Source organism: Paenibacillus sp. MBLB1832 (assembly GCF_032271945.1).
GTDB classification, from domain to species: Bacteria; Bacillota; Bacilli; order Paenibacillales; family NBRC-103111; genus Paenibacillus_E; species Paenibacillus_E roseopurpureus.
Map to the genome: position 1 here is coordinate 23262 of NZ_CP130319.1, position 21733 is coordinate 44994.

Sequence of the window (21733 nt, forward strand, 5' to 3'; positions counted from 1 at the left end):
GAGGACAAACCATGACGAAGCAGAAAAGCCCAGATAAAAATTTGCAGAATGTGGCTAAGGATTTGGATCGCAATTCAGTAAACAGCCATAATGCCCAACAGCTGCAGCAACAAGTCAATGACCATCGCCATCAGGATGCACTGAACCACGACGGGAACTAGCTTGTAGAGGAGGATAATACCTATGTCTAAACCAAAATCATATTCGGCTGGCGATAATATTGTGAACAGCGGAAATGTCAAAAACCGAAATAATCCTGGCGGCAATCAGGAGCCGCTATCGGGTTCGAAGAAAGTGAAAAATCAGAATCACCACGGCGGACACGCGGCAGAGGGGCATGGGCACGGCGGCGACTAACAACAACGAAATTTTTTTCACAAAGAGGATTAAAAAATCGTAAACCAGCCATACTATATTTGTCGGCAAGCAGAGAGGTGTGGTTCCGTTGGAGCTATTAGCGAAAGCGAAACAACCGTTGCATAGAGGACTTTTCTACCTGTTATAATCAGGCTGGAGGATGATGTGCTAAAGACACTTACCGTGTTTTATACGCAGATTTACCTAAGGTTTATGTGTAACAAGGTTCAAGGAAATATCATCAATGCCGACGAAAAAAGAACCCTTAGGGGTTCTTTTTTTCATCTCATCGCTCGTGATTTTTTTCATAAAAATAGGATTAAAAAACGGCAAACGGGTCATACTATATTTGTCGGCAAGCAGAGAGGTGTGGTTCCGTTGGAGCAATCAGCGAAAGCGAAACAACCGTTGCATAGAGGACTTTTCTACCTGTTATAATCAGGCTGGAGGATGATGTGCTAAAGACACTTACCGTGTTTTATACGCAGATTTACCTTAGGTTTAGTGTAACAAGGTTCAAGGAAATATCATCAATGCCGACGAAAAAAGAACCCTTAGGGGTTCTTTTTTTCTATGTCTATTTCCTTTACAGGTAGAGGTACAGGATTAGATTTACGGTGCATGAGCAATCGAATACCGCCCCCGATCAAGATTATAGCCACAATGAAGGTTTGCGTAAAATTGTTGATCCAATACATGTAGTTACGCGTGCGAGGCAGGAATTGATATAAAAATTGAATCAAACCATCTCGGAAAATATAGTAACCGCCAAGCAGGATTAAAAGAAAACCAATGGAGCGATGGTACGATTTCCAATTCTCGACGAGCGGTTTGTCAATCAACGTGCCGTTCTCATACTTAGTTATGCTTTGCAGGGCGTCAAAGAAGCTGAAAAACCATAAAATCGGAATCAAGAAGAAGAACAGCGACAGTCTCAACACGTCCAAAATATACACCGAAAACAGGAACACCGCCATAAGTTGAATGCCCCGTTTGGTCATTGAGAGATAGAGGTGCGCGGCTCCAGGAAAAATGGCGATGATGGTGGCAAGTGTCCGGTTTTTGCGGCCATGCTCGTCCTTATGGAAGTCCTCTAGGATGCTGCGATCGACGAGATCGAGACCTGCTTGCTTGCGATCCAGCTGTTTCAGGGCATCGAACAAGATATAGAACCAGAGCACGGGCAGCACGAGTAGAAATACGATAAAGCCATCGTTATGCGTCAAGATCGTAATAAAGAAGATAAGTATGGCGATTCCGAAGAAAGAGACCATGGCGGTTAACCCTCTTTGCATCAGGCCAAGCCGATAATGGCCGACACCAGGGATAATAGATAGGAGCAGTACTTTCGATCTTTCCTGTTTTTTCGCCATGCTCTCGTAGGTTTCCCATGCTGTCATTTCCTGCTCTGGCTGTGACGGTGGATAAGGCCCGTAATAGCCTGGATTTGGCTGAGGGTAAGCTGGGATCGGCCCAGGCAAACTCACTAAAAATACAATCATATCGATCATATTGATGATCCCTATGAGGCCAATCGGTACCAGCAAAATGGCTAAGTCATCATCACCATCCGTAATAATTAGACCGATGAGAAGCACGAATGACAAGCCGAAAAAACTGAGACTATAAAAGGCACCGCGGCCTTTACGTCTCATATAAAAGTGACCCATCCCTGGAAGAAAGGACAGTAGGAATGCGGAAAAACTGCTTTTAGTCTTTGCAGGCATCAAGGTGCTAAGCCTCCTTCTTTGTTTTGTAGCGTATCTAACCAGGAAAGCGTTTTGTTCACGAGATGATTGGAAAGTGGAACCTGAGCCTCAAGGGACGACGGCGTTTCTAGAGGAGGAGCGGGCTTGTATGCCCCGACAGATCCTAATTCTTGTGATAAGCCATGGAAAAAGCCTGTGGCTACCAGAATAAGCGTCGCAGCCGCGGCTATGCCGTAATGGAACATGGTAGAGCGGTACCAGGCAGGCTTCATGCCGACCGTCCTTTGCAGAACGCTTAGCATATAAGCGTCTGGCTGTTCAACATCCAGGCACATGCGTGAGGACAATTGCTCTACGTAAGTCATATAGCTGGCAAGGCATACATCGCAGCGGTACAAGTGGTCCTCCATCTCGCTTTGCTGCTCTAGAAGCAAGTGTCCTTCCCCATACAACAACCAGTCCTGCTCGGTATAATGAACAATTTTCATCGAAACTCCTCCTCCTTCCAGTGATTTCGTACCCACATCTTGGCTCGGTACAGCTTGGATTCCACGGTTTTAATCGTAATGCCTTGGGCATGGGCGATATCTTGATAGGATTGGTGATGGATATAATAGGCCTGTAACACATCCTGATAATTTGGCGGTATTTGGTGCAGCTTCTCACGGACGAACGCGGTTGTTTCCCTGAGCAAAATCTCATGCTCCACGCCTTGCTCCAGCGGCGGTGCTCCCGTCATGGGCACCGCCTCCTCGATCTCGGCGATGAAATCTTCCTTGCGCCGACTGGACGCGCGCTTAAAATCAATGGCGCGATTCACCGCGATGCGGGTAATCCAGGTTTTGAATCCTTTTCCTTCATACTGAGGGAGGGAGAAGTAAATGCGGGTCCAAACCTCTTGGGATAAGTCTTCGGCATCCTTTTTGTGGCGTACGACAGCAAAGATCGTTTGAAAAATATACGACCGATGCATCGTAACAAGCTCACGGAACGCCGACTCATCGCCTGTGCGAATGCGATCAATTAGGGTGATCTCCTCAATATGCTTCTCCTCCTCTCCGCATGAATAGACGATGCTCGGTTAGCCTACCCCTGCACCTAGCCCGAAAAAAAGGAGCCGTCTGCAAGTAGAGTCATCTACGTGTGGGACCGCTCCTGTTATTTATCTTGCTATCGTAGAACCGTTTGATGCTAATGGTCGTTTGGTTGTTGAGCTCCGTACGAATACATAGGACAGCAACGCGCTGGTCACGCCAAGAACGCCAAGGAGAATAAAACCTTGATTCAGCGAGAAATAGTCGCCGATAATGCCCATGAATACAGGGCCTATGAACATCCCTAGACCATAGATGGCCTGGAAAAATCCCATCGCCGTCGCCCGCTTATCCGCAGGCATATGCTTAATGCTCATCCCCATGAGAAGGGTGAACGAAAGCCCGCGTCCGAAGCCTGCCAGGGCTTGCGTGATCATGAGAGTCCAGAGGTGATGGGTGAACGGTACCGTGAAGGTGAACACGCCCATCAGCAGGAAACCCGCCACGACCATGCGCTTCTCCCCGTAACGGATCGCCCAGCGTCGTCCACCGAACAAGGAGGCGAAGGCAACGGGGACGTTCGCGAAGAGGGAGAGCAGCGAGAGGTCGAATTTATCCGCCCCGAGCTGTGTTGCATAGACTGGCGTGAAGCCAAACACCGTTGCAAAGATCAGCACCTGCGATAAAATCGCAAGCAGTGAAACGAACAATAACGTGCGATCCGTCGCCACGTTCGCGATGCCGCGCATCGTAATTTTCGGCGCGTCTTTTTCCACTTTTTCAATGAGGAAGAAAGAGCCGATCATGCCGAGTATGCCGAGCACAGCGCCCAGAATGAACACCGATTCCCAGCCTAGCATATCTGCCGCCCAGCCTGCGCTCAGAATACCCAGCACTTGCCCGAACGAGTTGAAAAAGGAGATCGTCCCGATCGCCTTTGTTGACTCTTCATGCTGGTAATAGCTTGTGAAGAGGACCGTGAAATCCACCCATGTCGCCGCTGCGGCGCCTGCGAGAGCGCGAAGAATTAATATCCAAGTGAAATCGTGGGTAAACCACAGCCCGAGTCCCGTGACGGCCGTGAACAGCAGGCCGAAGGTGATGAACAGCCGTCTTTTGTGAAAGCGATCCGACATAATGCCAACGGGGATGCGGAGCATCATCTGCGAAATGCCGTACATGCCGACAATCCAGCCAGCCATTTGATGGCTGCCTCCAAGGTACTCTACATAGGGCGCCATGATGGGAACACTAGTGTACATCGACATCCAGAAAAGCAGCGTAACAGCGCAGAATAACGGGATTCGATAGGATGAAATAGGGCGAGTTGTCATTGTGGTGTGGCTCCTTTCTAAAAAACAAAGAAAGGGATTGCCAACCTGACGTTGTAATCCCTTCAATTTCTTATTTAGGTCTAGCTAATACGCGCCCGATACGATTCGAACGTACGACCTACAGTTTAGGAAACTGTTGCTCTATCCTGCTGAGCTACGGGCGCATAGTAAGGATTATGATAGCACGAAGCTTTTGGCGGCGCAATCATTTTGGATGGTAGCATTTGTTGCGGCAAGGCAACTTGTTATGATTGAGAGAGGTAGTAGGCATATTCCAAGGGTCTACTATATATCAGTTTTTTTCCTTTAAAACTCTTTATGTCATTGTATATACTTTTTTGGGGTTTACCGTTCAGTTCAATAATCCATAACTTACTGTCTTGGTCAATGACAAAATCCACACTCAATTCTCCCAGTGAACCCATTTGAATTTCTGCTTCTTGTGCGGCTTTTACACTTACATCGCGAAGAGATTGAAGTATGTCATTCACTTGTTCCAGCGAAAATAATTGGCGGAGAACTTCTACTGCCTCATAGATGTACTCACACATACTTGTGTTAAAGTATCGTTTGTGAGCAACTCTGCTTACTATAGTGGAAATCGACCACTCCCCAATAAGCCCCTTTTGAACAAGGACCCGGATATCAAAATACGGATGATCAAGTCCAAGCATTGGAATCCCTTGCTGGACCATGTATGTCTTTCGACAAAGAAGATTATCCAATTTCTCCCCAATGCTTTCATTGTTTCTGCAAATATATGTTGGAGCTAAGCTGTGCAATGAGATGTGTATATCGTCATTATCCATTCGTTCGACTCGATATACAGACGTTCCTTTATTTCCATAGATCGGCTTTATAAAAATAAGTTTATAGGATTCTAATAGTTTTGAGATTTCCACTTCCTTGTATAGAAATGTGTTCGGTACATAGGGTTGTAGTTCTGATTGTACGAGTCGTTTATTGAGATCCCATTTATTAAAAAAATTAATATGGTTAAAACACTTGTTCCTGCCTATGACTGCTTCAAGGCGTTGAATGGTGTTTGGTTTTTTGTTGTAACAACGGTTGTAGACGACATGCGGAAAAGGAAACGAATTTTGTGTCCATTTGTCCTTTTTTAAGCTAAGTCCGATAATTCGTTGCTTTTTCCACAGTATATCTCTTGGAGTGAAGGCAAAAAGTTTTAGGTTTAGATTGTGATAACGCTGACAAAGATCCAAAATTCTTTTTCTACTTCGCCTATTACTAACCATAATTCCTATCAATGGGCGCTTGTCCATTACTATCACTCCCTGGTCATCGATCCTAAAATTATATAATGCAATCGCGGACGTCTTGGTAGGGGACAATCACATAGCTGGCTTAAAAGTTGTTAAGTTTGGGTTCATTTTCCACTTTATGGTAGGCGTATACTGTGTCTATCTTTTTAGGCTTTTAATATGATGTTATACGTTTATAACAGGGAGATGAGATTAGTATGGGAAAATGTAATTGCCCTCCAGGCCCTCCAGGACCAGAAGGACCACGAGGGCCAAATGGAGCAGCAGGGCCGACGGGTCCAGAAGGACCGCGAGGACTGCAAGGAGTAACAGGAGCGACAGGACCGCGAGGACTGCAAGGGGCCACGGGAACAGCCGGATCTACAGGATCCACGGGATCCACAGGACCAACTGGGCCAGCGGGGGGTCCACCAGGACCAGCAGGAGCCACAGGACCCACGGGGCCAGCAGGAGCCATAGGATCCACGGGACCAGCAGGAGCAACGGGATCCACAGGGCCAGCAGGAGCAACGGGATCCACAGGGCCAGCAGGGGCAACAGGATCAACGGGTACAGCGGGAGCTACAGGGCCAGCGGGGACAGCCGGAGCCACAGGATCCACGGGAGCCACAGGACCCACGGGGCCAGCGGGCGGTCCACCGGGACCAACAGGAGCAACGGGACCAGCAGGAGCCACAGGATCAACGGGACCAGCAGGACCAGCAGGAGCAACAGGAGCAACGGGAGCAGCGGGATCAACGGGACCAGCAGGACCAGCAGGAGTAACAGGATCAACGGGACCAGCGGGAGCAACTGGAGCAACAGGGCCAACAGGAGCAACTGGAGCAACAGGGCCAGCAGGATCTGGGGGATTAATTCCATTTTCAACGGGTATCATCATCAGTGGTGCGACAGTAGTATCTGCTGCTCCAATTTTAATGGGATTTGGTAATCACACGGTCGAAGTTATTAATGGTTCTGGAGAATCAACTAGCCCACCAGAAGCAGGTGGTTTTGCTTTCCCAATTCCCTTTAATGGAACTGTTCAAAATTTACAAATAAGTGCAGATTTATTGGTTGCTTCAGTGGCTTCTATAAATGTGACACCACTTATATATGATTTTACAGTTTTCAAAGCACCTTCAGCTCCTAATAATGGCATTAGTCATCTTTCTTCATCTTACTTGACAACTTCGCTGACTAGCTCACTTAGTTTTGGGGGGAATAGTAATATCCTTACTGCCGGTAATTTCTATACAGCAACCAATATAAATCTCTTATCATTAAATGTCCTAGCGGGTGATCGTATTGGTATTCGTATAAGGACGCGTGCAGCATCTGATCCCTCCGCAGCTGATATTACTCAACTCTCATTTAGCGCTAGTCTATCTTATACGCCATAATAAAATAGCATAGCCGCAATCGAGCATGGAGAAGGATCTGTCGTTGCAGATCCTTCTTGTTTTACTTCTCCTCGCTAACGCGAAATGTTTTCATTCGGCGGGCAAGGAATGTACATCCTACATAAAGAATAGAATAACCATTCATTCTAATTTAGTATTGTGCACAGAAAGCAGGTGCCGCGATGAATAATCGCCCGATCCTTCCATTGACCAAAACGAAACTTGAGACTGTGTTCGACGCCATTTCACTCTTAGCTATTGTGAGTATGATCGTGTACATTGCATTCGAATGGCATGATTTACCCGAAAGGATTCCTATGCATTTTAATGGGAGCGGGGAGATCAATAGGTGGGGGAATAAAATGAGTGTCATCTTCCCGCCGATGATTAGCCTGATCCTGTATAGCGGGTTAACCTTGCTGGGTCGAGTCCCGCATGTCTTTAACTACCCTTTTCCGATCACGGCGGATAATGCGCTGCAGCAGTATGAGAATGGTCGTTTATTCATGACTAGTTTGAAAACGGTCATTACGATCCTATTTGCCTTCATTACATGGTCCGTGATTCGAATTGCCAAAGAGGGAAATGGTGACATCAATCTGTGGATTTTGGGCATCATCCTGCTGACGCTGTTTGGCACGATTATTTTCTTCATCGTACGTTCGTATAAGTTGAAATGAGCGAAAAAAAGCTGCCCTGAAGTAGACGCACGCATCTACGTTAGGACAGCTTTTTTCTGTTGTAGACGGCGTCGCAATCTAAGCCTTTCCGCGCAGTTTACGGAAAAATTGCGTCAACATCGTCGAACACTCCTCTTGCAGCACGCCGCTGACCACATCGACCCGATGGTTGAAGCGGTCCTCTTGCAGCAAGTTCATCAACGTCCCCGCGCAGCCAGCCTTCGGATCGACGGTCCCGTAGATGACCTGCGGAACGCGCGCTTGCACAATGGCGCCAGCACACATCGGGCAAGGCTCCAGCGTCACGTAGAGCTTGCAGTCAAGGAGACGCCAAGCCTGCAGGTGCTCGCTGGCTTGCTTAATCGCAATCATCTCGGCATGCGCCAGCGGATCCAGTTTCGTTTCCCGCAAATTATAGCCGCGGCCAATGATGCGCCCTTGATGGACGACGACGGCACCGATAGGAACTTCTCGGATCGCTTCAGCTTTCAAAGCCTCACCGATGGCTTCTCTCATCCACAGCTCATGCTGACTATGTTCAGTTATATGTTCATCCACAGGGGACACCTCGCGTAAAATATTTTATCCACATGTGCATAAAGATCGAACAAGCATTCGTTGTTAACAACCTGTGGATAACAATGTGTATAACTTAAAAACTTGTGGATATTCGTTCCACTACACATTCATACAATAAAAAAATAGCGGATGCAAGTAATTTAGTTGAAAGAACTTCCAACGGTCCGTATAATGAGGCTATAGAGTAGGTCGATAATACTACAATGACCGTAATAAATAACATAGCAGGGTTCGACAATGGCAAACTTGCTGAAAAGCAAGGACGCAAAGCTGAGGGTCTAAAGTTCTACAGAACTATGGCAGCCTGGTTACCGAAAATCGATGCTTTTCTTGATTGAGGTAGTAGGCTGTTCCACTGGGCAAGTGGGGCAGTCTATTTTTGTGCGCGAGGGCGTCTTATAATCCATTATTAGAGGGAGAGGTGCTGATGAGCATGGCCATGAGGCAATCAAGTTTAAAAAGATATGGGAGTAAAGAAGGATATGACGCGGACGTGATGATCGAAAGTCGGGCCGTACTGAGCAAGGATGACTTCGTTTCAACAGGTATTCTTACCTATGCCCAAGGGGACATCATGGAGATTGAGCTGCCCGAGTATGATGTGTATCAGTTGGGGGATAAAGCGAAAGTGACGCTGTACACCAAATCTGGTTTATTCGTGCTAGAGACAACCGTTGTTGCGAAAGAACCAGGTTCCCTCATTGTGATTAATCCTCCCGAGAATCGGAAGAGGTTTTCAGAGAAACGGGAGTTTCCCCGGGTCACGGTCAATCAACCAGGGCTGATTTCCAGTATTCAGAACAGCCATCAAAAGAAACAGAATGTCTTTGAGAATCCAATCGATTTTGCGATCAAAAATATATCTATGAATGGTCTCGGTTTTACAATCGAGGATAATGCCATGGTGGATGCGATTATCCATAAGAAGTCACAGCTTCAAGTGACGCTCGATCTGGGTTTTGAATTGCCATGCCAACTGGAAATTATACGGAAAGAAAAGCTGGAGAACAGCTTCTATTACGGCGCCAGCTTTGAAAGTGTCCCTGCGGAACAAAGCAATGCGCTGCGCGGCTTTATTCTTCGAAATCAGATCGAAACGTACTTCGAACAGAAGCGGGACGACGAGTTCAAAAAAGCAATGGAAAAAAAGTCTGCGGCCAATCCCTAGCTTGCAGGCTTTTTTTTGCCCCTCAGTTACTATATAATAAGAAGGATGATTTTCGAAAATTAAGGAGTTGTAACGACAATGGCTTTGAAAGCAGGTATCGTCGGTCTACCGAACGTAGGAAAATCGACATTGTTTAATGCAATTACACAGGCGGGGGCAGAATCTGCGAATTATCCGTTCTGTACGATCGATCCGAATGTTGGGGTAGTAGAAGTACCAGACGAGAGATTGCAGAAGCTGGTAGAAATCGTAGTGCCGAAGAGCATCGTACCGACAGCGTTCGAATTCGTTGACATTGCGGGTTTGGTGAAAGGTGCGAGCAAAGGCGAAGGCCTGGGCAATAAGTTTCTGGCACACATTCGTGAAGTCGATGCGATCGTGCATGTTGTACGTTGTTTTGAGGATGATAATATTACGCACGTTTCTGGGAAAGTCGATCCGATTGGCGACATCGAGACGATTAATCTTGAATTGATTTTGGCAGATATTGAGTCGGTCGAGAAGAAGATCGAGCGTTCACGCAAAAACCTCAAAGGCGGCGACAAGAAAGTTGTAGCTGAAGTAGAGTGTCTAGAACGCATCAAAGAAGCCTTATATAATGATAAGCCAGCACGCAGCTTGGATTTGAGCGATGATGAGAAGCTATTGGTTCGCGATCTTCATTTGTTGACGATGAAGCCAGTTCTCTATGCGGCAAACGTGAGTGAAGACGAAGTTTCAACAGCAGATGATAATGCATACGTTAAAATAGTGAAGACTTTTGCTGAAAGTGAAAACAACGAAGTTGTTTCCATCTCTGCGAAGGTTGAATCCGAGATCGCTGAATTGGAAGATGAAGAAAAAGCGATGTTCCTGGAAGAGCTGGGACTTCAAGAGTCTGGCTTGAATAGATTGATTAAAGCGGCTTACCGCAAGCTTGGGTTGTACACGTATTTCACAGCGGGTGTGCAAGAAGTTCGTGCATGGACGATTCGTAAAGGGACGAAAGCTCCGCAGGCGGCTGGCGTGATTCATACGGATTTTGAACGTGGATTTATTCGGGCGGAAGTTGTGTCTTATACCGATTTGGCGGCTGCAGGATCGATGGCAGGTGCGAAAGAGAAAGGCCAAGTGCGCCTTGAAGGTAAAGAGTATGTGGTGAATGACGGGGACGTTATGCATTTCCGTTTCAATGTTTAATTTTATGAAAAAATAAGAAAGGAGTGATCCCCTATGTTGGATCGACTTCAGTCCATTGTAGACCGCTATGAGAAATTGAGCGAACTCTTGTGTGACCCTGATGTAACGAGTGATACGAAGAAATTAAGAGAGTATTCGAAAGAGCAATCCGATCTTCAGGAAGCTTACGATGCTTACAATGAATATAAAAGCGTGAGCGAACAGCTGGCAGATGCGAAAGCGATGCAGAATGAGAAGCTGGACGACGAGATGCGTGAAATGGTCAAAATGGAGATCGAGGAGCTGACCGAGCAGTCAGCTAAGCTGGAAGAGCACCTTCGCATCTTGATGATGCCGAAAGATCCGAATGATGATAAGAACGTCATCGTCGAAATTCGCGGTGCGGCAGGCGGCGATGAGGCTGCCCTGTTCGCAGGTGATCTGTATCGGATGTACACACGCTATGCCGACAGTCAAGGATGGAGAACGGAAATTCTCGATGCATCCGTGAACGATTTGGGCGGATTTAAAGAGATTATTTTCATGATTACGGGCAAAGGTGCTTACAGCAAGCTCAAATTTGAGAGCGGTGCTCACCGTGTGCAACGTATTCCAGTAACAGAATCAGGTGGACGTATTCATACTTCCACATCAACGGTTGTTGTTATGCCAGAAGCGGAAGATGTGGAAATCGTCATTCACGATGCCGATATTCGCGTTGATACGTTCTGTTCCAGTGGAGCGGGTGGTCAATCCGTTAATACAACGAAATCCGCTGTACGGGTAACTCACGTACCGACGGGTATCGTGGCGACGTGTCAGGATGGGAAATCCCAAAACTCGAATAAAGAACAAGCGCTTCGTGTATTGCGTGCGCGTATTTCAGATAAAATGCGTGAAGAAGAAGAAGCGAAATATGCCGGCGAGCGTAAAAGCAAAGTCGGAACGGGTGACCGTTCAGAGCGTATTCGTACGTACAACTTTCCGCAAAGCCGGATTACCGACCACCGTATCGGCTTGACGTTGCACCGTTTGGAGACAGTGCTCAACGGCGATATGGCGGAAATTGTGTCAGCGTTAACGATTGCTGCACAATCCGATGCCCTAGAGGCGATGTAATGACGACTGTGAGCATGAGTGTGAGAGAAGCCTTTGTGAAGGCTTCTTCTTTTTTAACGGAGCAAGGCGTCGCAGAGGCCTCGTCTTGCACGGAACTGTTGCTGCAGCACCTGCTAGGCGGCTGCACGAGAACCGAGCTGCTGTTCCGCTGGTGGCAGGAACAGCTGCCCGAAGAGCTGGTGCCCGCGTGGGACCAGCTGGTTGCGAGGAAGGCCGCGGGCGAGCCGGTGCAGTACATCACCGGTGAGCAGGATTTCTTCGGCCTTCCGTTTGCGGTGGGGCCGGCCGTGCTGATCCCGCGGCCGGAGACCGAGCTGCTCGTGGAGGCGCTGCTCCACGAGGGCTCGCGTCTGTTCCCGCAAGGCGCTCCGCTGCTTGCGGATGTGGGCACCGGGAGCGGAGCGATCCCGGTGAGCATCGCGCACGCGCGCCCTGCGTGGCGCGTAGCGGCCAGCGACATCTCCGCGGCAGCGCTGGAGATGGCTCGCAAGAACGCGCAGCGCCACGGCGTGGCTGCGCGCATCACTTGGCTCGAGGGCGACCTCCTCGAGCCTTATATCGAGCGCGGGCTCGCGCCGGACATATTGGTGTCGAATCCACCATATATCCCGGACGGCGACCTGCCGGCACTGATGCCCGAGGTGCGGCTGTTTGAGCCGCACACCGCTCTGTTCGGCGGTGTCGAGGGACTCGACCTGTACCGCCGTATGGTCCAGCAGCTGCACCGGTTGCCGCGAATCCCGACCGTGGTCGGGTTTGAGGTGGGCATCGGGCAGGCGGAAGCTGTTGCGGCGATGCTGCGCGCCGCCGCGGAATGGACAGAGATCCGCTTCGTGCAGGATCTCCAGGGAATCGATCGCCATGTGATCGCGATCCGCTCTTCCGAGTAGCCGATTCTCCGCTATCGGCAAGGGCTTCCCGTGTTCTCGCTAATGCATCTGCAGTAGATGGCCTGCTCAGTCACCATAAGCAGCTAATGCACTAGCACTAGCTGCTCTACCAACTCTATCATTTTGAAATAAAATCATAGATTCATAGGTTTAGCCCCGCCCAAATCTGACCATACTGGCTAGTAGACGAAGGACGGGAAAGGGGCTACTCTCCATGGTAAAGAGAACCGAGCGCCACTCAACGAAAAGTTTATTATTCATTGTTTTTGCACTTATTCTTATGATGATGTGTTGGGAATCGAATCGGACGAACGCGGCGGTGATTTCGCCTACGATACCTGAGGAATCGATTCGTTTGCGTATTCTAGCGAATTCGGATTCTGCGCAGGACCAAGCTTTAAAACGCGAGATTCGCGATGCCATTATTGCGCGTATGCAGGAATGGGTTGTAGGTCCACATACGTTAGATGAGGCAAGGGCGGTTGTGAAGTCGCATTTGCCTGAGTTTAATGTACTGGTCGGCGACATGATCGCGGCTCGTGGCTTTACCTATTCGCATACGGTTGAACTAGGGATTGTTCCTTTTCCTACCAAAATGTATGGAAACGACGTCTACCCCGCAGGCGATTACGAAGCATTGCGCGTCGTCATCGGTTCGGGCGAAGGTCAGAACTGGTGGTGCGTGTTGTTCCCGCCTTTATGCTTCGTCGATTCCGTATCGGGTGAAGCGGTTGCTTCCGCTGCTGTTGTAGCCAAAACAACAGACGAGAACGGCAAAGAGAAGCCGGTTAAGGACAAGTCGACAAAGGAAACGAAGGGCAAGGCGAGCGAAACGCCGTCTGTGAAGAAGAAAAACGAAACAGCTGCTAAGGACAAAGTAGCTTCCGCTTCCACGGATAAATCAGAGGTAGAAGCAGCAGCAGCAGATCCTTCCGACGAACCAGCGAAACCAAAAGTGAAATTTTTCATTTGGGAAATGTTTAAGGCGATTTTTTCGTGGTTTAGCTAGGGACGAGAGAACACGCAGCTAACTTATGACCGAAGTAAGGATGAGAGTGATCGTGACTACGTACTGGAACGTGAAACTAGGTGGGGAGACCGCCATCGCGCAGCAAATCGCGCAAGCAGCCCAGCTTCTGCAGCAGGGAGAAACCGTAGCGTTTCCGACCGAAACGGTGTACGGGCTAGGCGCGGATGCGACGAATACGAAGGCCGTGGAACATATTTTTACGGCAAAAGGAAGACCCTCGGACAACCCGCTCATCGTGCATATCGCGGGTACCGAACAACTTGCGAGTCTCGTCCAGGCGGACTGTATCACGCCCGACCATCAGAAGCTGATGGCGGCGTTCTGGCCAGGGCCGCTGACGATTGTGCTGCCTGTCTTAGCAGGCAGCCTTTCGCCTTTGGTGACAGCTGGGCTGAACACGGTCGGGATTCGGATTCCTGATCATCCTGTGGCGTTACAGCTGCTGCGAGAAGTGAACTTGCCCATTGCTGCACCAAGCGCGAATAGCTCGGGCCGGCCAAGTCCGACCTTGGCGTCGCACGTTCGCGACGATTTGGACGGCCGCATAGGCGGTATCGTCGATGGCGGCGCCACAGGGGTTGGCGTTGAATCGACGGTGGTTCAGTTCGTGGACGGCGAGTTGTTCGTGCTGCGGCCGGGCGGCGTGACGGCTGAGCAGATGCAGGTTATTTTGCCAGACATATGCATTCATACGTCGGAGCCTACAGAGGTTGAAGCCTCGCAAACACCGCGCGCGCCTGGCATGAAGTATACGCATTACGCCCCGAAGGGTACGATGTACATCGTGCAAGGCGAGGATGAGCAGGCGGTAGCCGCTCGGATTCAAGCTGATATCGATGCCGCCAAAGCTAGGGGCGAGTCGACGGGCGTGCTTACTTTTGAAGAAAGAGTAAATTGGTATCGCGCTGATCTTATCCTCGCTTGCGGCTCGTTAGCGCAGCCGGATACGATTGCTCGGGAGCTGTATGCGGCTTTGCGGACCTTTGATGAACGGGGCATTAGCTACATCGCAGCAGAAGGTGTTCCAGCGACGGGTATCGGTCAAGCCATTATGAATCGATTATTGAAAGCCGCAGGCCATGAACAGATACGTGTTTAAAATGTAAGATTTTCGAAGTTTCATGTGCTAAATTGTCTTATAGCATGATTCCCAGTTTGTCCGCATATCTTGAGAAAGAATCGTGGACAAGGGGGATCATGCTATGCTTGCATCTGGGGTACAAATTGGGCAACTGATGACGATCGGCATCATGGCGATTGCTTTGGGCCTGGATGCTTTTTCGTTAGGAATCGGCATAGGGATGAAGGGCATTCGCTTGCTTGATATTTTGAAAATCAGCATTGTTATCGGGATCTTTCACGTGTTGATGCCGCTGATGGGCATGTTCATGGGGCAATATGTGTCCCTGCTGCTTGGCAATGTCGCTACGGCTGCTGGGGGTTGTCTGCTCATTTTACTTGGCGCGCATATGGTGTATAGCTCGGTACGGGGTGAGGAAGCGACGGTATTCGATCATCGAACGCTATGGGGGCTTATTATTTTTGCTCTCAGTGTGAGTATAGATTCGTTTTCGGTAGGCGTTTCACTAGGGATGTTCGCTACGGATATTGTACTGACGGTGCTCGTTTTTGGTCTCTTTGGCGGCTTGATGTCGATTGCAGGGCTGATGCTCGGCAGGCGGGTTAGCGGCTGGGTCGGAGAATACGGCGAGGCGTTCGGCGGGCTGATTCTTTTGGCATTTGGGATCAAGTTTTTACTATGATACAATGTTTTGGAGAGATGATTTGAGATTTGAGAAGTGGGAGGATTTCATGTTGCGAATTCTATTTGTCTGTACAGGTAATACGTGCCGCAGTCCGTTAGCTGAAGGTTTGCTGCGTATGAGAGTGCATGAAGAGGGGCTTGCGGCGGAGGTTCGTTCAGCAGGGGTTTCTGCGATGACGGGAGGGCCGATCTCGCGGAACAGCCAGCAGCTTCTTCACGAAGCGGGCTTTACCGAGTCGATTAGCTCCTTAGCGATTGGGGAAGCGGATGTGAAATGGGCCGATCTGATCCTGACGATGACAACGGGGCATAAGCGCTCGGTCATTGGTCGATTCCCTTATGCAGTGGAGAAAACGTATACGTTGAAGGAATATGTGGAGGATGATGCTCGTATTCTGGGGGCAATTGAGGAGCGGGAGCAGCTGCTCGCGGATATCCAGCTCAAACAGGCACTTTCCCAAACGATCTCCGCGGAAGAAAGAAGCCGCTTGCATATGCTAGAAAATGCGATGCCCGATTATGATATTTCGGATCCCTATGGCGGATCGTTGGCGGATTATCGCGATACAGCCGAGGAAATTAACCGCAGTTTAGATAAATTGGTGAAAAAAATTCAAGAGTAGCAGCGAGGTTATGTATCTAAGGCGATGGGTTGACTGTCTAGTTGAATGGATCTTTACACATCGCGGAGAATGCGGTAAAATACAAGTAACAAGCAGGACTCAATGTAACTGGCGACGAGTGGGATTAACCACAATGGAGCATTGAGCTATACGGCCGGTCGCCTGGGCAAAAGAGCAACGCGCTTATTCTAGCGTGTGCGCTCTTTTTTTCGTTTTTGGTGAGCTTTGGGATATAATAGGATGGTCGAATTCGAACAAGCATAAAGGAGCGTTCCCGTTATGAAAATTGCATTAGGCGCAGATCACGCAGGCTACCGTTTGAAAGATGTTATCATTCCTTTTATTGAGTCATTAGGTCATCAAGTGATGGATTTTGGTTGTAATTGTGGAGATTCTGTCGATTATCCCGATTATGCCCTTGAAGTATGTCAAAAGGTCGTTTCCGGTGAAGCAGATAAAGGCATTCTGCTTTGTGGAACAGGCATCGGCATGTCGATCGCCGCGAATAAAGTGCCAGGTATTCGCTGCGCACTCGTTCACGATCTGTTCTCTGCGAAAGCGACGCGTGAGCATAATGACACGAACGTGCTAGCGATGGGCGAGCGTGTTGTAGGTCCTGGCGTGGCCGAAGAGATCGTCAAGATCTGGTTGGAGACGGAGTTCTCCGAAGGGGTTCGCCACAAGAACCGCCTGAATAAAGTGCAAAGCATCGAAGATCGTTTCACTGTACACCCCTAGAAGAGAGGGCACACAATGACCGATTCTCTATTTGAATCTATAGCTCAATCGTTGGAAGCGAATTTGCGCGAGTTGGTTGCGGCTGGCGGTCTGCAGCCTGGCAATATCCTTGTGATTGGTACGAGCACGAGTGAAATTGTCGGGCAGCGGATCGGGACATCCGGCACGCTGGATGCGGCGAAGCCGATCTTTGAGACGGTTCGCCGCATCTGCGACGAATTCGGCTTGCATGCGGCGTATCAATGCTGTGAGCATCTGAATCGCGCGCTCGTGGTGGAAGAAGCGTTGCTGGCACTGGCGCCGCAGCTGGAGCCTGTCTCTGTCATCCCTGTGCCGAAGGCAGGAGGGGCGATGGCGTCGTATGCCTACAGGCATATGGCGAAGCCTGTTATGGTGGAGAGCATTCAGGCGCATGCTGGCATCGATATCGGCTCCACGCTGATCGGGATGCACCTGCGCAAAGTAGCCGTACCTGTACGGCCGCCGAATCGCCATATTGGTCAGGCGTATGTAACCATGGCGTATGCCCGGCCGAAACTGATTGGCGGTACGAGAGCCGTTTATACAGCGGCGGAGGCTGATCAACGTTATCAACAAGCTGCACCCGGTGCAGATTGCTAAGCAGTTTAGAGATGATATTTTAGGAGGAAATCCAGATGACAAACTTTTTGAGCAAGCAAGACCCGAAAATCGTAGAAGCGATGAACCTTGAGCTAGGCCGTCAACGCGACAAAATTGAATTGATCGCATCCGAGAACATCGTAAGCCAAGCCGTTCTTGAAGCGATGGGCACGGTGTTAACGAACAAGTACGCAGAAGGTTACCCAGGTAAAAGATACTACGGCGGCTGTGAGTACGTTGATATCGTAGAAGATATCGCTCGTGACCGCGCGAAAGAGCTTTTCGGTGCTGAGCACGCGAACGTTCAACCGCATTCAGGTGCGCAAGCGAACATGGCGGTTTACTTGGCAGCGCTAAACCCTGGTGATACGGTTCTTGGTATGAACCTTGCTCACGGTGGTCATTTGACACATGGCAGCCCGGTTAATGCTTCCGGTATTCTCTACAACTTCGTAGCTTACGGTGTAAGCGAGAAAGATTTCCGCATCGACTACGACGATGTTCGTAAAGCGGCTTTCAAACATAAGCCTCGTATGTTGGTTGCTGGTGCAAGTGCGTACCCACGTACGATTGATTTCGAAGCATTGGCATCCATCGCAAACGATGTAGGCGCTTTGTTCTTCGTTGATATGGCGCATATCGCTGGTCTTGTTGCTGCTGGCTTGCATCCGAACCCAGTGCCACACGCACATTTCGTAACAACAACGACGCACAAAACACTTCGCGGTCCTCGCGGCGGTATGATCTTAACTCGCAAAGCATGGGCAGCAGCGATTGATAAAGCGGTATTCCCTGGTTCCCAAGGCGGACCTTTGATGCATACCATTGCAGCGAAAGCTGTCTCTTTCGGCGAAGCGTTACAACCTGATTTTAAAGTATACGGTCAAAATGTAATCAACAACGCGCAAGCTTTGGCAACGGCTCTTACGGCAGAAGGCATCAACCTTGTGTCTGGCGGTACGGACAACCACTTGATGCTCGTTGACCTGCGTAACCTGAACATCACAGGTAAAGATGCCGAGCACGTGCTGGACGAAATCGGAATCACTGCGAACAAAAACGCGATTCCTTTCGACCCAACAAGCCCGTTCATCACAAGCGGTATCCGCTTGGGTACACCAGCGGTAACTTCCCGCGGTATGGACGAAGAAGCAATGAGAACGATCGCGAAAGTGATCGCGCTGACGCTCAAAAACCCGAAAGACGAAGCTACGCTTGCGAAAGCTCGTGGCATGGTGTCCGATCTGACTGCACAATTCCCGCTCTACGAAGGTTTGACGTACTAATCGCATATTATGGAGGCCAGCTCTTAGGAGCTGGTCTTTTTTTGTGGGGTTAAGCGCCACCACTCCCGATCCCATTTGTTGAATACCCGTTCCAGACGGAACGTGGATACCCACACCACATCCCCCAAAACTTCAAACCATCTTACGAAGAAATGAAACCATTCCGGGCAGCGATCCACTTACACTGATGGTGTACGTAAGTAATTCCTTACAGGATCAGGAGAGGTGAAGGTGCGCATGAATTTTCGGGAGATGCTTCGGCCGGTGCCGGCTCAGGCGAAGTTTGATTTGGAAGGTTGGCATGTGTGGTGCGGGTCGATGACGAAGGATGCAGAGGGGAGGTATTACTTGTTTTATTCGCGTTGGCCGGAGCAGGCTGGTTTTGATGCTTGGGTCACGCATTCCGAAATCGCCTATGCGGTGGCCGACAATCCGTTGGGTCCATTCCACCATGTGGACACAGTGTGGACCTGCAGGGACGGCGCAGCAAGTTGGGATGGGGATGTGGCGCACAATCCGGCAATTTTACGCTATGCGAATCGTTATTACTTGTATTACATGGGGACCCATGGTCCGGATATCTCCGACTTGGATGGTGCCGTGGATGAGGCAACATGGTGGGCGTATCGCAATAATCAGAGAATCGGTGTTGCGGTAGCTGATCATCCAGGGGGTCCATGGACACGCGGGGCATCACCTGTGCTTGATGTTTCCCCAGGAGCGTGGGATGGGCTGGTGACTAGCAATCCCACGGTTTCTGAGACTGCCGACGGTCGCATTTTGATGATGTACAAAGGGGTAGCCGAGGGCCCTCCGCCAAAGGGCGGGGCGGTTAACGCAGGCGTGGCCTTTGCCGACCAACCGTTGGGGCCCTTCTGTAAGCAGCCCTACCCAACTGTGTCGAATCCAACCCATGATTGGGCGGTGGAGGACCCTTACGTATGGTGTCAAGGGGATGGCTATTATGCGCTGATGAAGGATTTTCAAGGTTATTTTACGCAATCAGAACGAGGTTCCGTGGCACTATTTGAATCACCTGACGGAGTAACATGGCGACCATCACAGTATGCATTGGCCTTCGATTTGCAGATTCATTGGGCCCATCAGGCCCCGCAAGCGGTCGCAAGATTGGAACGCCCTCAGCTATGGTTCGACGAGAGCGGGAAGCCCGCTGTTCTGCTGTGCGCCGTGCTTGAACAGGAGGGAAGCCGAACGTACAACATCCAAATTCCATTAGGAGGAGATTCATGATGAATGTGTTACCGAAATGGTTTCGTCCGCTTCGCACGGTATTATCTGTCTGCTTGTTGGCCACGGCAACGACCCTCTCGATGCTAGCGCCTGTTCAACAGGCCTCAGCGGCTGCTCCAGCAGGGTATACGCTTTATTATGCTGACGAATTTAATGATACTGCTGTGAATGAGGCGGACTGGATGTACCGCGATGCGGGCCCTTATTCCCAAGGCTACAATCGTAAAGAAAACGTGCGTGAATCAGGCGGTTCCCTGCACATCGATTTCAAGCGTGAGCTGATTAATGGTACGTGGTACAACACCTGCGGCGGTATCGTTTCGAAGAAGTTGTTTGGCTATGGCTACTACGAGACGAAGGCGAGACTATTTAACGCAACGACAGGGCTGCATTCATCTTTCTGGAGCATGGGACTCAGCAATCATATCGCCGCGAACAATATTACGGGCTTAACCGCCGAAATTGCCGCGGGGAATCTGCCTTTTTACAACCAAGCAACGGAGATCGACGGCTTCGAGCATAACTCTGGGAGCAATTTTTACGACACGGGGACGATCACGTATATTCCAGGCTACAGTTCACCGCGGCAAAACGTAAGCGTAACTCCAGACGCATGGCATGTGTACGGGTATGAGTGGACGCCGACGGCCATTAAATTTTATCTCGACGGCACGCTCGTCAATACGATTAATACCACGACAACGCCGCAGCCGTTTGCACCTGCGAATTTTTGGTTGACGGCCCTAGGCTATTCGGCGGTCTCCGACTATAGTAAACTGCCTGGTGAAAGTGAGTTCGATTACTTCCGTTTTTACGCTAAGAGCTATCCGGCAGCGAATTTGCTAGGCAATCCGCAGATGGAGTTCACGGTAAAGGACACATCCAAGGGCTACACCGATCAAGATACGCCGAGCTGGATTGAGACGTATGACAAGGATGCCAGCTTCATGACGACCACGGATGCACATACGGGAATGCGCTCCTTAAAGCACGCGAAGGCGAGCAATTACCTTGTGACAACGAAGCAGAATTTGAACGGCATCGCCAATGGGACGTATCAACTCAGTGCGTGGGTGAAGAGCTCTGGCGGCCAGTCGCAAGCGTTAATGCGTGTGCTCAACTATGGCGGAGCGGAGATGAACATCACTGTTCCCACAACCAGCACGTGGACGCAGATCACGCTGAACAACATCCCCGTGACCAATGGCCAGGCAACGATTGCTTTTACATCCAATGCCACTTCTACACAATGGATGCTCGTAGATGATGTGAATTTTAGCGAGGTGTCAGCCACGACGGTGTATGAAGCAGAGTCACTGCCCGTGACCACCTCAGCAGGAGACTCGCAAACGAATTACGCAGATGCACCTGCTAGCGGAGGATCGTTCAATAATTTGAACGGCAACGGCGTAGATGATTATGTGCAGTACACGGTGAATGTGCCGCAGACAGGGACGTATACGGTGTACGTGGGCAATCGCAAAGCGTTGAATAAAGGGATTTATCAGCTCGCAGTGAACGGCACCAATCTAGGCTCTACAGTCGACCAGTATGCCGCAGCTTCGGGGTATGCGGAGTCTAATTTAGGCACAGTGACGATCAGTACCGCAGGCAACCAGACGTTCCGATTCACCGTAACCGGCAAGAATGCATCCGCCAGCACCTATAACCTAGCCTACGATTACATTACACTCGTCAAAAATTAATAATTAAAAGAAAGCCGTCT

The 21733-nt window shown here is 49.7% G+C and carries 23 protein-coding genes, 1 tRNA gene, 1 pseudogene and 2 riboswitches; of the genes and pseudogenes, 18 read left to right on the forward strand and 7 right to left on the reverse strand.

Annotated elements, in window-relative coordinates; all coding sequences use genetic code 11:
- The first annotated feature begins 11 nt into the window (after positions 1 to 11).
- Together MJB10_RS00100 and MJB10_RS00105 are read left to right on the forward strand one after the other, a co-directional pair.
- Complete coding sequence (locus MJB10_RS00100; RefSeq protein WP_314800314.1) at positions 12 to 161, forward strand: hypothetical protein; 150 nt, start codon at positions 12 to 14, stop codon at positions 159 to 161.
- A gap of 22 nt (positions 162 to 183) precedes the next feature.
- Complete coding sequence (locus tag MJB10_RS00105) at positions 184 to 357, forward strand: small acid-soluble spore protein P (RefSeq protein ID WP_314800317.1); 174 nt, start codon at positions 184 to 186, stop codon at positions 355 to 357.
- A 554-nt stretch (positions 358 to 911) separates the two neighbouring features.
- Here the strand turns inward: MJB10_RS00105 and MJB10_RS00110 are convergent.
- The 6 genes from MJB10_RS00110 to MJB10_RS00135 form a co-directional block, all read right to left on the reverse strand.
- Positions 912 to 2084, reverse strand: a complete 1173-nt coding sequence (locus MJB10_RS00110) for a hypothetical protein (RefSeq protein ID WP_314800319.1) — start codon at positions 2082 to 2084, stop codon at positions 912 to 914.
- Positions 2084 to 2554 carry an anti-sigma factor gene (locus MJB10_RS00115; RefSeq protein ID WP_314800320.1) on the reverse strand — a complete coding sequence of 157 codons (471 nt, stop codon included), beginning with the start codon at positions 2552 to 2554 and terminating at the stop codon, positions 2084 to 2086. Before MJB10_RS00115 ends, MJB10_RS00110 begins: the two co-directional genes overlap by 1 nt.
- Positions 2551 to 3141 carry an RNA polymerase sigma factor gene (locus MJB10_RS00120; protein ID WP_314805425.1) on the reverse strand — a complete coding sequence of 197 codons (591 nt, stop codon included), beginning with the start codon at positions 3139 to 3141 and terminating at the stop codon, positions 2551 to 2553. The genes MJB10_RS00115 and MJB10_RS00120 overlap by 4 nt, the downstream gene beginning before the upstream one ends.
- An 87-nt stretch (positions 3142 to 3228) precedes the next feature.
- Positions 3229 to 4434: an MFS transporter gene (locus tag MJB10_RS00125; protein WP_314800322.1), complete on the reverse strand. Its 1206-nt coding sequence runs from the start codon at positions 4432 to 4434 to the stop codon at positions 3229 to 3231.
- Between the two features lie 90 nt (positions 4435 to 4524).
- Positions 4525 to 4598, reverse strand: a tRNA-Arg gene (locus MJB10_RS00130).
- 81 nt (positions 4599 to 4679) lie between these two features.
- A complete protein-coding gene (locus tag MJB10_RS00135) occupies positions 4680 to 5717 on the reverse strand; it encodes a YheC/YheD family endospore coat-associated protein (RefSeq protein ID WP_314800324.1) in 1038 nt (345 codons plus the stop codon).
- Positions 5718 to 5914: 197 nt separating this feature from the next.
- Here MJB10_RS00135 and MJB10_RS26790 point away from each other — a divergent pair.
- The 3 genes and pseudogenes from MJB10_RS26790 to MJB10_RS00150 all read left to right on the forward strand — a co-directional run.
- Positions 5915 to 6568: pseudogene (locus tag MJB10_RS26790) on the forward strand (hypothetical protein); the annotation flags it as partial.
- A 66-nt stretch (positions 6569 to 6634) separates the two neighbouring features.
- Positions 6635 to 7099 (forward strand): hypothetical protein, encoded by a 465-nt coding sequence (locus tag MJB10_RS00145; RefSeq protein ID WP_314800327.1) that lies wholly within the window; start codon positions 6635 to 6637, stop codon positions 7097 to 7099.
- Positions 7100 to 7281: 182 nt separating this feature from the next.
- The gene (locus MJB10_RS00150) at positions 7282 to 7779 is read left to right on the forward strand and encodes a DUF1648 domain-containing protein (RefSeq protein ID WP_314800329.1); all 498 of its coding nucleotides are present in this window, start codon (positions 7282 to 7284) and stop codon (positions 7777 to 7779) included.
- A gap of 78 nt (positions 7780 to 7857) precedes the next feature.
- On the opposite strand, the gene tadA is transcribed toward MJB10_RS00150, so the two are convergent.
- Positions 7858 to 8337: a tRNA adenosine(34) deaminase TadA gene (gene tadA / locus MJB10_RS00155; RefSeq protein ID WP_314800331.1), complete on the reverse strand. Its 480-nt coding sequence runs from the start codon at positions 8335 to 8337 to the stop codon at positions 7858 to 7860.
- Between the two features lie 250 nt (positions 8338 to 8587).
- Positions 8588 to 8674, forward strand: a riboswitch (cyclic di-GMP riboswitch).
- A 111-nt stretch (positions 8675 to 8785) separates the two neighbouring features.
- On the opposite strand from tadA, the gene MJB10_RS00160 reads away from it, so the two are divergent.
- The 13 genes from MJB10_RS00160 to MJB10_RS00220 all read left to right on the forward strand — a co-directional run bounded on the left by MJB10_RS00160 (position 8786) and on the right by MJB10_RS00220 (position 21713).
- Positions 8786 to 9526, forward strand: a complete 741-nt coding sequence (locus MJB10_RS00160) for a PilZ domain-containing protein (RefSeq protein WP_314800333.1) — start codon at positions 8786 to 8788, stop codon at positions 9524 to 9526.
- Between the two features lie 78 nt (positions 9527 to 9604).
- Positions 9605 to 10705 carry a redox-regulated ATPase YchF gene (ychF, locus tag MJB10_RS00165; protein WP_314800335.1) on the forward strand — a complete coding sequence of 367 codons (1101 nt, stop codon included), beginning with the start codon at positions 9605 to 9607 and terminating at the stop codon, positions 10703 to 10705.
- A gap of 33 nt (positions 10706 to 10738) precedes the next feature.
- A complete protein-coding gene (gene prfA, locus MJB10_RS00170) occupies positions 10739 to 11803 on the forward strand; it encodes a peptide chain release factor 1 (RefSeq protein ID WP_314800337.1) in 1065 nt (354 codons plus the stop codon).
- Positions 11803 to 12693, forward strand: a complete 891-nt coding sequence (gene prmC / locus MJB10_RS00175) for a peptide chain release factor N(5)-glutamine methyltransferase (protein WP_314800339.1) — start codon at positions 11803 to 11805, stop codon at positions 12691 to 12693. The genes prfA and prmC overlap by 1 nt, the downstream gene beginning before the upstream one ends.
- Positions 12694 to 12907: 214 nt before the next feature.
- Entirely contained in the window at positions 12908 to 13702 is a 795-nt protein-coding gene (gene spoIIR, locus MJB10_RS00180; RefSeq protein WP_314800341.1) for a stage II sporulation protein R, read from the forward strand.
- 40 nt (positions 13703 to 13742) lie between these two features.
- On the forward strand, positions 13743 to 14822 hold the full coding sequence (locus tag MJB10_RS00185; RefSeq protein WP_397386560.1) for an L-threonylcarbamoyladenylate synthase: 1080 nt from the start codon (positions 13743 to 13745) through the stop codon (positions 14820 to 14822).
- A 103-nt stretch (positions 14823 to 14925) separates the two neighbouring features.
- Positions 14926 to 15486, forward strand: a complete 561-nt coding sequence (locus MJB10_RS00190) for a manganese efflux pump MntP (RefSeq protein WP_314800345.1) — start codon at positions 14926 to 14928, stop codon at positions 15484 to 15486.
- Between the two features lie 49 nt (positions 15487 to 15535).
- On the forward strand, positions 15536 to 16111 hold the full coding sequence (locus MJB10_RS00195) for a low molecular weight protein arginine phosphatase (RefSeq protein WP_314800346.1): 576 nt from the start codon (positions 15536 to 15538) through the stop codon (positions 16109 to 16111).
- A 94-nt stretch (positions 16112 to 16205) separates the two neighbouring features.
- A riboswitch (ZMP/ZTP riboswitch) is annotated at positions 16206 to 16286 on the forward strand.
- Positions 16287 to 16390: 104 nt separating this feature from the next.
- The gene (gene rpiB / locus MJB10_RS00200) at positions 16391 to 16849 is read left to right on the forward strand and encodes a ribose 5-phosphate isomerase B (protein ID WP_314800348.1); all 459 of its coding nucleotides are present in this window, start codon (positions 16391 to 16393) and stop codon (positions 16847 to 16849) included.
- A 15-nt stretch (positions 16850 to 16864) separates the two neighbouring features.
- Positions 16865 to 17470 carry a TIGR01440 family protein gene (locus MJB10_RS00205; protein ID WP_314800350.1) on the forward strand — a complete coding sequence of 202 codons (606 nt, stop codon included), beginning with the start codon at positions 16865 to 16867 and terminating at the stop codon, positions 17468 to 17470.
- A 35-nt stretch (positions 17471 to 17505) separates the two neighbouring features.
- Positions 17506 to 18756: a serine hydroxymethyltransferase gene (glyA, locus tag MJB10_RS00210; protein WP_314800352.1), complete on the forward strand. Its 1251-nt coding sequence runs from the start codon at positions 17506 to 17508 to the stop codon at positions 18754 to 18756.
- A 231-nt stretch (positions 18757 to 18987) separates the two neighbouring features.
- Complete coding sequence (locus MJB10_RS00215; RefSeq protein ID WP_314800354.1) at positions 18988 to 20007, forward strand: glycoside hydrolase family protein; 1020 nt, start codon at positions 18988 to 18990, stop codon at positions 20005 to 20007.
- Entirely contained in the window at positions 20004 to 21713 is a 1710-nt protein-coding gene (locus tag MJB10_RS00220; RefSeq protein WP_314800355.1) for a family 16 glycosylhydrolase, read from the forward strand. Before MJB10_RS00215 ends, MJB10_RS00220 begins: the two co-directional genes overlap by 4 nt.
- Positions 21714 to 21733: the final 20 nt, after the last annotated feature.